Consider the following 13464-nt stretch of genomic DNA (forward strand, 5'->3'; position numbering starts at 1 on the left):
CGGGCCTCTGGCACTGGTTACTTGACGGCGGACTGGGCCGAAGTGAGCGCGTCCTTGGGGGACTTGGCGCCGCTGAGCGCGGACTGGACGGCCTTCCACATCTGCTCGGAGATCTTGGGGTACTTGGTGCCCAGGTCGTCACTGGTGCGGCCCTTGGCCGCCTTGACCGCGTCCACCCACGGCTTGAGCTTCGCGTTGGCCGCGACCTGCTTGTCCTGGACCTCACCGGTGGGGGCGACATAGGACAGGGTGGTGTCGGTGTCGTACAGGTTCTGGGTGCTGGTCAGGCAGGAGACGAGCTTTTGTGCGGTGGTGTAGCGGCCGGTGTCGTCCTGCACCGGGATGGTGACGAACTCGCCGCCCGTCGGGGCCGCCGCGTTGCCTCCTGCGGCAGCGGGCACGGGGATGACGCCGTAGTCGAGACCGGCCTTGTCGGCGCCCGCGAGCTGCCAGGTGCCGTTCTCCGCGAACGCGTAGTCGCCGCTCGCGAACTCCTGCCAACTCGTCGTCTGGGTGTTGTTGAGCACCGAGTTGGGGGCGTAGCCCTTGCCCAGCCAGTCCTTCCACAGCGACAGCGCGGACACGCCCTGGGCGGAGTCGAGTTCGGTCAGTTTCGCGCCGGAGCCCCACAACCACGGCAGGAACTGGAAGCTGCCCTCCTCCGTGCCGATCGCGGAGAACGTGATGCCCTTCTTGCCCGCCTCCTTCACCTTCGCCAGCGCCGCGGTCAGCGACGTCCAGTCCCTGACCGAGGAGATGTCCACCCCGGCCTCCTTGAGCACCTTGTTGTTGTAGTAGAGGGCGAGGGTGTTGGCGCCGATCGGCGTGCCGTAGGTCTTCCCGCCCGACTGGCCGGCGCCGAGCAGGTTGGGATCGACGCCGGAGGTGTCGAGCTTGTTGTCGCCGGTCGTGGTGAGCACGCCCGCCTCCGCCAGCGTCGACACCACCGGGTTGTCGACGATCAGCACATCCGGGGAGTTGCCCTGCTGCGCCGCCAGCAGCGTCTTGCTGGTCAGGTCACTGGTGTCGAACGCCGTCCGCTTGACCTTCACACCCGCCTCGGTGCCACAGCCCTCCAGCAGCTTCGCCCACGCCGAACCCTTCGCGAACTGCGGGTACGGGTCCCAGATCGTGTACGTGGCGTCGTCCGCCGCCTTCGTGGAGGAGCCGCTCTTACCGGAGCCGCAAGCGGTGGCACCGGCGGTGACGGCGACGACGGTCAGGACTGCGGCGGTCAGGCGGCGCCTTCTGGAGGAGCTGTTCATCGCGGGTTCCTTTGTTTTTGGCATGCGGGTGCCGAGGCGAGGGGTTGCCGGGGGTTCGGGCACGCCTGACGTCAGTGCGGGCGCGGTTGATGAGTGGTTCGAGCGTCGGGCGAGGTGAAGAAGGAGGTCAGGGCATAGCCGTGGGGTGCGTCAGGGTGTCGTACCGGGTCAGGCGTCCGTGGTGGGTGTGGCCCCTGCGGGGCCGGTGCTGGCCCGCAGGGATATGGGCGGTGCGAGGAGATGGTGCCGGGGCGGCGCGTCGGGATGGTTGAGTCGCTCCACCAGCAGGTCGACGGCTAGTCGGCCCATCTCGGCGGCCGGTACGTCCGCCGCGGTGAGCTGCGGGGTCACCGTTTCCGCCCAGCGGCCGGCCACGACCCCAGTGAGGGAGAAGTCCCGCGGCACATTGCGGCCGGCCTCGGCGAGACCCCGATAGAGGCCGCCGAGCGCGGCTTCGTTCAGGGTGACCAGGGCCGTGGTGGCCGGGTCGTCGTGCAAAATCCGTTCGAGACAGGCCTGACCCGAGGCGGCGTCGTCGCCACAGCAGTACGTCCGGACCGTCAGTCCGCGTTCGGCCGCAGCCTTCGTGAAACCGTCCAGGCCTCGGTGCGCGGACTCGTACCCGGTGCGCAGCAACTGCTCGGGACGGTTGACGAAGGCGACTCGGCGGTGGCCGAGATCCGCCAGGTGATGGACGCAGCGCTCCACCAACGCGGTGTGGTCCAGCCCCACCCACCAACCGCCCTCGGGCCGAGCAGTCCGACCGATGGCGACGGAGGGGAAGTCAACGGCGGACAGATGGTCCACCCGGTCGTCTTCCAGCCTGATCTCCATCAGGATCGCGCCGTCGACCCGACGCTCCCCCAACAGCCGCTGGAAGGAACGGTCGCTGTCGACGCCGCTGGGAGACAGGAGCACGTCGTAGTCGTAGGCCGCGGCTGCCTCCACCACGCTGCCGATGAAATCCAGCTGCATTCCCGTGTAGTGGTTCCCGGCCGGCGGGAAGACCAGACCGATGGTGCTGGTCCGGCCGTTGGCCAGCGCGCGGGCACTGGCACTGGGCCGGTAGCCCAACTCGTCGACAACCTGCTGGATCTTGCGGCGCGTGTCCTCCGAAACCGGCCGCTTGCCGCTCAGCGCGTAGGACACGGTGCTCCGCGAGACACCGGCCCTCTTGGCGATCTCACCGATGTTCACGGCAACTCCTTGCTCGAACCGGTTCGATACCTCGGAGAGGAAACCGTCCCCCGGTCGCGTGGCACTGGAAGGGTAGAGCGACGACTATCGGCTGTCGAACCGGTTCGCGTGAAGTGAACGTAGAAACAAGCCAGGCGCCTGTCAACACTTCGAACCACTCTTTCCGTAAAGACCCTGCAATCCGCCATACGCGACACGGGTTCCGTATGTCGGGGGGATTGCTGGCCGGTTTCCTCGGTGCTAGCTTCGCCGAACCGGTTCGACCCGCTCCCGGCTACCCCTCCACCGAGATGGCCCGGCGCCAGTCGGCCGAAGTGGGCTGGAACCGCCCCCCTCAAGGATTAGGACGCAATCCATGCCACCTGCTGACAGATCCGCCAGGCGCCGAGGCTCGGCCGCCGTGGCACTGACTCTCGGTGCGGGCCTGCTGGCCGCGCCGGCCCTCCCCGCACAGGCGGCCGACGCACCCCAACCCGCCGCCCGCTACACCTTCGACCAGGACGACCTCGCGTCGGGCAGGGTCACCGACAGCTCCGGCAACGGCCTGACGGCGAGCCTGGTGAACGGCGACACCGCGCAGTCCGTCGCGGGCGCCGACGGCGGCAAAGCGCTCGCCCTGCCCGGCGGGGCGCCCACCTCGAACGGCGCGTACGTCCGGCTGCCCCGTGAAGTCCTCGGCGACGCAACCGACTTGACGGTCTCGGCCCGCGTGAAGTGGAGCGGCGACAAGTCGTCCTGGCAGCGGATCTTCGATCTCGGCACCAACACCACCAAGTATTTCTTCAGCACTCCGTACAACGGCAACGGACTGTTCCAGACCTCGGTGACCACCGGCGGAGGCGGAGCGGAGGCGCAGGCCCTGGGCTACGCGATGCTGCCCGCGGACGCTTGGCGGACCGTCACCGTCACCCTCGACACCAGCGCCGGTCGGCTCACCACCTACCTCGACGGCACGGCGGTGTCGTCCGCCGCGACCGGCATCAAGGCCAAGGAACTGCTGGACGGTTCGGCCACGGCCGCCGGCTACATCGGCAAGTCCTTCTGGCCGGACCCGCTGCTCAAGGGCTCGATCGACGACTTCGCCGTGTGGCACTCGGCGCTCAGCGCCGAGCAGGTGGCCGGCCTGGTCGGGGCCGTGCCGACCCTCCAGGACGTCTCGAAGACATCCTTCGAAGCCCGGACCACCACCGGGACCGCCCCAACCCTGCCGGCGTCCGTCCGCTCCTCCTTCTCCGACGGCTACGACCGCGACGCGCCGATCACCTGGGACACCGTGCCGTCCGACAAGTACGCCCGGCCCGGAACGTTCACCGTGGCCGGAACCGTCGCCGGCCGAGCCGTGACGGCGACCGTCACCGTGGTCCGCGAGGGGCAGCTCACCGTCGACCTCGGCTCGGACACAGGCACGTTCCACGGCGGCGCCTCCGGCACCCTCTACGGGGTGTACGGGGATGGTGTCCCCACCAACAACCTGATCGAGGGCATGGGCCTGCGCACGGTCTCCACGAAGGCACAGGACGGCCCGCAGCACCCCGGCGCCGACGCGCTGGACGTGGTCAAGCCGCTGGCCGACTCCACCAACGGCGACGTGTACATCTATATGACAGACATCCACCGCGGCTTCCCGTACGAGTGGCCGGGCAACACCCCCGAGGAGAAGCTCAGGCTCTACAACGAGAAGATCGCCAAGCAGGTCGACCAGGTGCTGCAGCTGCCGAAGCAGTACCAGGACAACATCGTCTTCGTGCCGTTCAACGAGCCCGAGGGCAACATGTTCGGCACCGGCGACTGGAGCCTCGACAAGGTCAGCTGGCTCAACGACCCGGACGACTTCTTCGCCGCCTGGGACGACGCGTACAAGCTCATCAAGGGCAAGATGCCGAGCGCCCGCATCGCAGGCCCCAACACCAGCGTCCTCTACGACCAGGTGAAGGGTTTCCTCACGCACACCCTGGCCGCCGGCACTCTCCCGGACGTCATCACCTGGCACGAGCTGAGCCACCCGGAGGCGGTGCGCCAGAGCGTCGCCAAGTACCGGGTGTGGGAGAAGGAACTGTTCAAGGGCACCGACAGGGAGGGCACCCAACTCCCCGTCAACATCAACGAGTACGCCTTCAACTACCACACCTCGGTCCCCGGCCAGATGATCCAGTGGGTGTCCGCGATCGAGGAATCCAAGGTCGATGCCGACATCGCCTACTGGAACATCGACGGTAACCTCTCCGACTCCGCGGTGCAGTCGGGCCGCGGCAACGGCCAGTGGTGGCTGCTGAACGCGTACGCCTCGATGAGCGGGCACACGGTGAAGGCGACCCCGCCGTTCCCCGGCGAGAACTACACCATGCAGGGCGTCGCCACTCTCGACGAGAAGAAGAAGCAGGCCCGGCTGATCTTCGGCGGGTCCACCGGCAAGGGCCACATCACCTTCGCGGACGTCCCGAAGAAGCTCTTCGGGAAGCGTGTGCACGCCTGGGTGCGGGAGATCGAGTGGAGCGGACAGGTCGGCGACAACTCCGGTCCGAAGCTGCTCGCCGAACAGGATCTGAAGGTCGGTGCCGACGGCACGGTAGTCGTCGACTTCGGCGACGGCGCGCTGCCGAAGCTGCGGGAGTCATCGGCGTACGAGATCGTCCTCAGCCCGGCCGGGAAGGCGAAGGGCACGCAGTCGCCGCCCGTGCGCTGGCAGGCTTCGTACGAGGCGGAGGACGCCGCTCACACCGGAACCGGCTACTCAAGGAACGGGCCGGAGGGCTCACCCCGCGACGTGTCGAAGTTCTACACCTCGGGCGGGTACGACGTCGGCGGCCTGCGTACCGGCTCGGACGTCACCCTCGAAACCACTGTGGACGTGCCGCAGGACGGCACCTACGACCTGAGCGTCTTCGCCAACTCGCTCAACACCTTCGACAAGGTGAAGGAGCAGGGCCCGACCAACGTCTTCCTGCGGGTGGACGGCAAGGCGGACAGCGAGCAGGAGTTGTACCTGCCGCTGGGCTACAAGTGGGTGGTCTGGGACCACACCGACACCAAGGTCCAGCTCACCAAGGGCAAGCACACCCTCACGCTCGCCGCGAAGAGCGCCGACGGCAAGCGCGCCACCAAGGGCGACGCCATCGTCGACCGCCTCACCCTCTCCCTCCCCGAGGCTTCAGCCGGCACCCAGGTGTACGAGGGTGAGCTGGCCTGGCTGGGCGGCGGGGCGCAACCCGTCTACGACCTGCCGAAGCGGGCCCAGGCCCCCGCCACCGGCTCGGGCGCGGCCCAGCTCAGGAAGGACCAGACGGCGACGTTCTGGGTCTACTCCCCCGCCGACCGCGAGGCCACGCTCAAGGTCGACGCTCTCGACGGCACGGGCGCCCGGCTCTCCGTGAACGGGCACGACGTCCTGCGCCTGGCCAAGGGCAGGAGCAAGGTGGCGGTCTCCCTGTCGGGCGGCGTCAACAAGGTGACGGTGACCGGCGGTTCGGCCACCACCCTCGTCGACCGCCTCACCGTCACCCCCACGGAGGGCACGCTCCAGACGCGTACGTACGAGGCCGGCGATGCGAAGCTCGCGGGCTCGGCCGCGCTCACCCCGCTCTCCCTGGCCACCGCCGGCACGGCGATCACCGGGGTCGGCGGCGAGCCGGGCAACGGCAACACCGCGACGTTCACCGTCGCCGCCGACCGGAGCGGCCTGTACGCGCTGCGCATCCGCTACTCCAACCCCGAACAGGCCGAGGCCACCCACTACAACCCCGATCCGCTCGCCCGCCACGCCGACATCAGCGTCAACGGCGGGGAGACACGGCGGGTCAGCTTCCCGCACAGCTTCCACCAGAACAACTTCTGGGAGCTGACCGTCGCCGTCCAGCTGAAGAAGGGACAGAACACGATCACCTTCCGCTCCGAGGAACTGCCCAACTTCGACGGCACCACCTACGCCTCGGACACCTTCCCCGGCGTACCGCTCCGCTCCCGCTACGCACCACTGATCGACCGGATCAGCGTCGCGCCGTACGCGCGCGAGACGCGATGACGTAGACACCACCGGCGGCAAAAGCCCGGGTCCGGCGACATGGTCGCCGGGCCCGGGCACCCCGTTGTCCGAAGGCCCTCTCAGTTGATGCGGACGATCTTCCAGAGCTGGTCGTCGACGTTCACGTCGTTCCACTGGACGACGCCTGCGCCGTTGGCGGTGGAGGACTGGGCGACGCCGGCGTTGAGGTTGCTGTTGACGTTCTTGAGTTCGTAGTAGCCGTTGCCCGCGTCGGTGAGGGTCCACTTCTGCGAGTTGGCGGCGGAGGGGGTGTTCTGGACCACGACGGCTCCCGGGGTGGTGGACCCGCTGCGGATGTCGAGGTTGAGGTTGCTGTTGGCGTTCCTGATGGTCCAGGCTCCGCTGCCCGCTGACTGGAAGGTGTAGAGCTGGCAGACACAGGCGGAGTTCTGCCACTGCTGGACGGCGGTGTTGGTGGCCGTGGAGCCGTTGGGGATGTCGAGGTACTTGCCGCTGTTCTTGTTGACGAGGATGTACTGTCCGGTGCCCAGCGGCGGCAGGGCGGTCTGGGTGAGGTTCCAGCGCTGGCAGGCGCAGCCGGTGTCGCTCCACTGGTCGGCGGTGGTGCCGGTGGCGGTAGAGGCGTTCGGGATCTCCAGGTACCTGCCGGTGACACGGTTGGTGAGCGTGTAGCCGCCGGCGGGGTTGGGAGCGACGGCCCACTCGTGGTCGAGGGTGCCGTTGTCGTCCCACTGCAGGACCCGGGCACCGTTGGCGGTGGACTGGTTCTCCACGCCGAGGACCTTGCCACTGGCCACGTTGAAGATCTTGAAGAAGCCGGAGGGCTGCGCCGCGAAGCGCCACTGCTGGTCGTTGGCGTTGGTGGTGTTCTGCTGCGTCGCGGTGGTGCCGTTTGCGGTGGAGCCGCCCGCGATGGTCAGCGGGAGGTTGCTGTTGGCGTTCGACACCGTGTAGGTGGCACCGTCCGAGATTCCGCCGCCGAGATCGATGGTGCCGTACGTGACGGGGTTACGGACGTTGCTGCCGCCGCTGCCCCCGCTGAGCACCAGCAGGCTGTGGCCGTCGGGCAGGGGCAGCAGGCCACGGCTGTAGCCGCCGACGACGGTGGAGTTGATGCGCGTCCAGGTGTCGGCGGCACCGTTCGCGGTGTTGAGGAACAGGTCGCCCGTGCTGTAGGCGCTGACGACGAGGGTCCCGTTGGGGCCGCCGGTGGGCAGCCAGGTGATGTATGGGGTGCTGGTGGGCACCGTGCCGTCCGTCGCACGCAGGGGGATGCCCGTGACGGAGTTGAAGGCCTCCGGGTCGGCGGAGATCTTGTAGTAGACGGCGAAGTTGCCCGCGGCCGAGCCGCCGTACTCGTACGTCATGACGTAGTTGCCGTTGGGCAGCTTCGCGACGGTGGCCATGCCGGGGCGCTGACTGTAGGTGGGCATCGCCACGTCGTTCACCACAGGCCCCCAGGTGCGCCCGTCCGTGGAGACCTGGTGCACGAGCTTCTGGCCGTAGGCGGAATCACGCTGGTCGGAGTAGTAGACGATCAGCTTGCCGTTGGCGTAGAGGAAGAACGGCTCCCATACGGGGGTGTTGCCGTTGCCGTTCGTGTCGAAGGCCGGGCCCCCGGTGGCGATGTTGCTGACGAAGGTCCAGGTCAGTCCGCGGTCCGTGCTGGCGTAGACATCGATCTTGATGGCAGAGCGGTCGGAGGGGACGGACGCTCCGGCGGCGAGGATGGTACCCGCAGGGAAGTCGCCCATGGCGGTGGGGAGTTCGAAGAGCTCGGGCTCCCAGCGCATGCCCCAGCCGTTCTGGGTGTCGGCTATGTCCGAGATCTTCGTCCAGGCGTTGCCGTTGTCGGTGCTTCGGTAGATCGGGAAGACCGGTGTCCCGGTGGTGTACTGCTCGAAGGTCGACAGGATCGTGCCGTTGGCCGAGCCGTTGTGCTGCAGACGCAGCGCCCGCGGATAGAACGACCCGGGCGAGGGCGCGTTCGACGGCGGGGTGTACATCGTCTGCGACGGACGGGCCAGGGCGTCCGCCCGGCCCGCGGCGGGCAGCAGCAGCGTCGCCACGGCGGCCAGCAGGGCGATTACGGCCGTCAGGAGGAAGAGAGGACGGGAATGCGGAGCGGCGCCGGATCTGGCGCCTGTCTGCACAGTGGACATTGCGGCTCCCAGGGGAAGGGATGAAGGTGTGTTTCAGTGCCCGCCGCACGCCGGATCGATCCGGGCGTGGAACAGCGGAGTCCAGGGACGAGTGACGTCAGCCGCCCTGACAACGGCCGACGCCTTGGCGACGACGAATCCGACGAGCCTCTTGGAACGAGGGTCCTCGGGAGACAGCGGTGGTGCTCACACGTGCGCTCGGGTCCGCACGCGGTCGGTGCGGTGGCTCAAGCGGTGCGAGGTGCCGTCCGCCCCTGACGTGAGGGCGGGGGCGCGGTCGAGCCGCGGATGACGAGTTCGACCGGTGGCTCGCTCGCCGGAGGCAGGTCGGTCCCCGGCTCCTCGATGGCGTGCACGAGCAGTCTGATCCCTTCCCGCGCCGCGGCGTCGAAGGGCTGACGCGCGGTGGTCAGCGGAGGGGTGACGTGGGCGAAGACGGGGTTGCCGTCGAATCCGACCACGCTGATGTCCTCCGGTACCTGACGGCCGGCCTCGCGCAGGGCGTGGATCAGGCCGATGGCCATCTCGTCGCCCGCCACGAACACGGCGGTCACCGAACTGTCCGCAGCCAGTTCCCGGCCTGCGGCGTAGCCGGATTCGGGTGACCAGTCGCCGTCGATCACCGGGGATTCGGGCGCGCCCCGTTCCGCGAGCGCCGCGCGCCAGCCGTCGATACGGTCCTTGGAGGCGTACCAGCGTTGCGGGCCCGCAAGATGGTGGACGGTGGTGTGTCCCAGATCCAGCAGGTGTTCGGTGGCTGCCCGTGCCAGTTCGTAGGCGCCCACACCCACGCTCAGGGTTCGAGCGGAGGTGAAGGCCGGGGGCGCTCCCAGGAAGAGGACCGGTACGTCGATCCTGACGGAGATCTCTCCTTCCACGATGGGTTCGGAGACGACGACGCCGTCAACTCCCTGTTCGAGGAGCGACAGCACGGCGCCGGCGATGCCGTCGGGGTCACCGTCCACGGTGTTGAGCACCCGCAGTGCGTAACCGGCGTCCCGTACGGCCTTCTCCACTCCCACGAGGAGTGAGGCGGTTCCGTACCCGGCTGTGCCCAGGGCGACGACCCCGATCGAACGGCTCCGGCCCGAGGCGAGCGCCCTGGCCGCGTGGTTCAGCCGGTATCCGAGCTCTCCGGCTGTGTCGAGAACGCGTCGGCGGACCTCGTCGGAGACGTACGGCTCGTTGTTGAAGACCCGTGACACCGTCTTGCGCGAAACGCCGGCCGCAAGGGCCACGTCCGCGCTGCGCGGTGCGGGGGAACCCGCGTTCCGCCCCACCACTCGTGTCATGAGAACTCCCGATGGCCGTGAGTATCGAACCAGGTCAACCGTATGACCGCGCGGTCTTGACCGCGCGGTCATATCTACGCCGCGCCAGGGTCCCCCGTCAAGAGAACGGGCAGCTTTTCTTGCGTCGAATGACCGATTTCCTGCTCATGGGACGGTCCGGGCGACGCCTTCTCCGCAGGGCCTTGACAGCGGACCCCTGGAAAGTTCACTCTTCACCGCGTCAGCCGATCGGATCTGTCCGATCGCGTTCGTTTCTGGTCGTATCCGTCGACCGCTTCCCGTCATGCCCCCTTGAGCCGATGCGCCACGCCCGGGCCATGACAGCCCTTCAGGAGCCGAAATGCGCCATTCATCCCTTGGTCAGCCCTTGCCTGACGCCAGCCGCCGCGCCGTGTTGCGCGGACTCGGTGGGGCCGCACTCCTCGGTGCCGGTATCCCACTGCTGTCCGCGTGCGGCGGGAGTGGCACCGGCGCCGACTCCAAGACCGTCACCGTCGGCTCCAACGCGTCCGACGCCGTCCCGAAGAAGGCGTACGGCGACATCTACGCGGCCTTCACAAAGCAGTCCGGGATCACGGTCGACATCAACACCAAGGACCACGGCACGTTCCAGGAGCAGATCAACTCCTACCTGCAGGGCACGCCGGACGACGTGTTCCAGTGGTTCGCCGGGTACCGGATGCAGTTCTTCGCGGCCAAGGGACTGGCCACCCCGATCGACGACGTGTGGAAGACGATCGGCGACAACTTCCCCAGTGCCATGCACGACCTCAGCAAGGGGCAGGACGGCAAGTACTACATGGTGCCGCTGACCACGTCCCCGTGGGCGGTCTTCTACCGCAAGAGCGTCTTCCAGCAGTACGGCTACGAGGTCCCCACCACGTGGGACGCGTACATCGCCCTGTGCAAGCAGATGAAGAAGGACGGGCTGGTCCCGATCGCGTTCGGCGACAAGGACGCCTGGCCGGCGATGGGCTCCTTCGACCAGATCAACTTCCGCCTCAACGGCTACGACTTCCACGTCGAGCTGATGGCGGGCAAGGCCTCCTGGACCGACGCGAAGGTCCGCAAGGCCTTCGACACCTGGGCCGAGTCCCTCCCCTACCACCAGGAGGGCGCGGTCGGCCGTACCTGGCAGGACGCCGCCCAGACGCTGGTGGCGAAGAAGGCGGGCATGTACATGCTCGGCATGTTCGTGGCCCAGCAGTTCACCAACAAGGCGGACCTGGACGACCTCGACTTCTTCGCCTTCCCCGAGATCGACCCGGCGCACGGGCAGGACACCGTGGAGGCGCCGACCGACGGCATCATGCTCAGCAAGAAGCCCAAGAACCACGCCGGCGCCGTCAAACTGCTCGAGTTCCTGGGCACTCCGGAGGCCGAGGAGATCTACCTGAAGGCCGACCCGAGCCTGATCGCCGCCTCCACGAAGGCCGACACCTCCGCCTACAGCTCCCTTCAGAAGAAGGGCTACGACATGATCGCGCAGGCGAAGCACCTCACGCAGTTCATGGACCGCGACAGCCGCCCGGACTTCACCTCCACGGTCATGCAGCCCGCGCTGCAGAAGTTCGTCCGCGACCCCAAGGACATCGACGGCATACTGTCGTCCATCGAGCGCCAGAAGAAGGCGATCTTCGCCTCCTCATGAGCACCGACATCCTCACGAAGTCCCCGGAGGCGGCCGCCGAGCCGCCCCGGGGCGTGCCCTCGAAGAAGCGGGTTCCGCAGGGCCATCGGCGTCTGCTGACCCGCCGCGACCGGCTCACGCTCGGCCTGATGGCCGGCGTGCCGACGATCCTGCACGTGGCCCTCGTCTGGGTCACCGCCCTCGCCTCCATCGCCCTCGCCTTCACCACCTGGGACGGCATCGGCTTCGACTCGATCAAGTGGGTGGGGCTGGACAACTTCCGCGAACTGTTCACCAACAACCCGCAGTTCTGGCCCGCAGTCCAGCACAACGTCATCTGGTTCGTCGTACTCATCCTGGTCCCGACCCCGCTCGGACTGCTCCTGGCCGTCCAGCTGGACAAGAACATCCGGTTCAGCCGGGTCTACCAGACGGCGTTCTTCCTGCCGGTCGTGGTGTCGCTGGCGGTCACCGGCTTCGTCTGGCAGCTGGTCTACAACCCGGACACGGGCCTGATCAACAGCCTGATCGGCGCCAACAAGCCCGGCCACTACATCGACTGGATCGGCGACCCGCACCTGAACCTGTGGGCCGTCCTGGTCGCCGCCTGCTGGCGGCACACCGGCTACATGATGATCCTCTACCTGGCCGGCCTGAAGGGCGTCGACCCGTCCCTGCGCGAGGCCTCCTCGCTCGACGGCGCCAACGAGTGGCAGACGTTCAAGAACGTCATCTTCCCCACCCTGCGCCCCACCAACACGGTCGTCCTCGTCGTCACGATCATCGAGGCCCTGCGCGCCTTCGACCTGGTCTTCGTCTTCAACAAGGGCGCCCAGGGCACCGAGTTGCTGTCGATCCTGGTCACCAACAACATCATCGGCGAGTCCAGCCGCATCGGGTACGGCTCGGCGATCGCCGTCGTCCTGCTGGTGATCTCCCTCGCCGTGATCATCCCGTATCTGATCAGCACCTTCCGGAAGGAGCGGCGGGCATGAGCGCCTCCATGTCGTTGAAACAGCGCACCCCCGTCCGCCCCGCCCGGGTCCTGCTGCACGTGTTCCTCGTCGTGACGTCCCTGGCCTGGCTGGCGCCCCTGCTGTGGGCCATGTTCGCGGCCCTGCGCCCCTACTCGGAGACCAGCGACAAGGGCTATGTCTCCTGGCCCGACAAGCTGAGCTTCGCCAACTTCACGAACGCGTTCACGCAGTCGGACATGCTGCACTACTTCGGCAACACGCTGATCATCGCGGTCCCGGCGGTGCTGCTGACCCTGTTTCTGTCGTCCTGCGTGGCGTTCTACGTCAGCCGCTTCGACTTCCGGGTCAACCTCTCCCTGCTGCTGGTGTTCACGGCCGGCAACCTGCTCCCGCAGCAGGTGATCATCACCCCGCTGTACCGCCTCTACCTGCTCATCGACCTGCCGGGGATCACCGCATCGGGCAAGCTGTACGACTCCGCTCTGGGCCTGGTCCTCATCCATGTGGCGTTCCAGTCGGGCTTCTGCGCGTTCGTGCTCGCCAACTACATGCGCTCGCTCCCGCACGAGCTGACCGAGGCCGCCCTCGTCGACGGCGCCTCCGTCTGGCGCCTGTACTGGCAGATCGTGCTGCCCCTGTGCAGGCCCGCGATGGCGGCTCTGGCGACCCTCCTCTCCATCTGGATCTACAACGACTTCTTCTGGGCGATCGTCCTGATCTCCACCGGTGAGAACATGCCGATCACCTCTGCCCTCAACAACCTCTCCGGCCAGTACTTCACCGACCCCAACCTGGTCGCCGCGGGCGCGTTGCTGACCGCGATCCCCACCCTGACCGTGTACTTCGCACTTCAGCGGCAGTTCGTCAGCGGCCTGACCCTGGGCGCCAACAAGGGGTGACACACCCCCACTTGCCCCTCCCCTACACCCCTCCCGGAGCAC

The 13464-nt window shown here is 67.8% G+C and carries 8 protein-coding genes; 4 read left to right on the forward strand and 4 right to left on the reverse strand.

Features of this window, described 5'->3' with window-relative positions; genetic code table 11:
* Positions 1-17: 17 nt before the first annotated feature.
* Both OG734_RS02035 and OG734_RS02040 read right to left on the reverse strand, forming a co-directional pair.
* A complete protein-coding gene (locus tag OG734_RS02035; protein ID WP_330285721.1) occupies positions 18-1265 on the reverse strand; it encodes a sugar ABC transporter substrate-binding protein in 1248 nt (415 codons plus the stop codon).
* 168 nt (positions 1266-1433) lie between these two features.
* Complete coding sequence (locus OG734_RS02040) at positions 1434-2462, reverse strand: LacI family DNA-binding transcriptional regulator (protein WP_330285722.1); 1029 nt, start codon at positions 2460-2462, stop codon at positions 1434-1436.
* A 400-nt stretch (positions 2463-2862) separates the two neighbouring features.
* Between OG734_RS02040 and OG734_RS02045 the strand changes: the two genes are divergently transcribed.
* A complete protein-coding gene (locus OG734_RS02045; protein WP_330285723.1) occupies positions 2863-6480 on the forward strand; it encodes a LamG-like jellyroll fold domain-containing protein in 3618 nt (1205 codons plus the stop codon).
* 80 nt (positions 6481-6560) lie between these two features.
* Here the strand turns inward: OG734_RS02045 and OG734_RS02050 are convergent, their stop codons facing one another.
* Together OG734_RS02050 and OG734_RS02055 are read right to left on the reverse strand one after the other, a co-directional pair.
* The gene (locus tag OG734_RS02050; RefSeq protein ID WP_330285724.1) at positions 6561-8624 is read right to left on the reverse strand and encodes an RICIN domain-containing protein; all 2064 of its coding nucleotides are present in this window, start codon (positions 8622-8624) and stop codon (positions 6561-6563) included.
* Between the two features lie 227 nt (positions 8625-8851).
* Positions 8852-9916, reverse strand: coding sequence for a LacI family DNA-binding transcriptional regulator (locus OG734_RS02055; protein WP_330285725.1), 1065 nt, complete (start codon positions 9914-9916; stop codon positions 8852-8854).
* Between the two features lie 340 nt (positions 9917-10256).
* Here OG734_RS02055 and OG734_RS02060 point away from each other — a divergent pair, with 340 nt between their 5' ends.
* The 3 genes from OG734_RS02060 to OG734_RS02070 are packed head-to-tail and all read left to right on the forward strand — an operon-like array spanning position 10257 to position 13422.
* Complete coding sequence (locus OG734_RS02060; RefSeq protein ID WP_330285726.1) at positions 10257-11567, forward strand: ABC transporter substrate-binding protein; 1311 nt, start codon at positions 10257-10259, stop codon at positions 11565-11567.
* On the forward strand, positions 11564-12541 hold the full coding sequence (locus OG734_RS02065) for a carbohydrate ABC transporter permease (protein ID WP_330285727.1): 978 nt from the start codon (positions 11564-11566) through the stop codon (positions 12539-12541). The genes OG734_RS02060 and OG734_RS02065 overlap by 4 nt, the downstream gene beginning before the upstream one ends.
* Entirely contained in the window at positions 12538-13422 is an 885-nt protein-coding gene (locus OG734_RS02070) for a carbohydrate ABC transporter permease (RefSeq protein WP_330285728.1), read from the forward strand. The genes OG734_RS02065 and OG734_RS02070 overlap by 4 nt, the downstream gene beginning before the upstream one ends.
* Positions 13423-13464: the final 42 nt, after the last annotated feature.

The sequence above is a fragment of the Streptomyces sp. NBC_00576 genome (genome assembly GCF_036345175.1).
Lineage (GTDB): Bacteria > Actinomycetota > Actinomycetes > Streptomycetales > Streptomycetaceae > Streptomyces.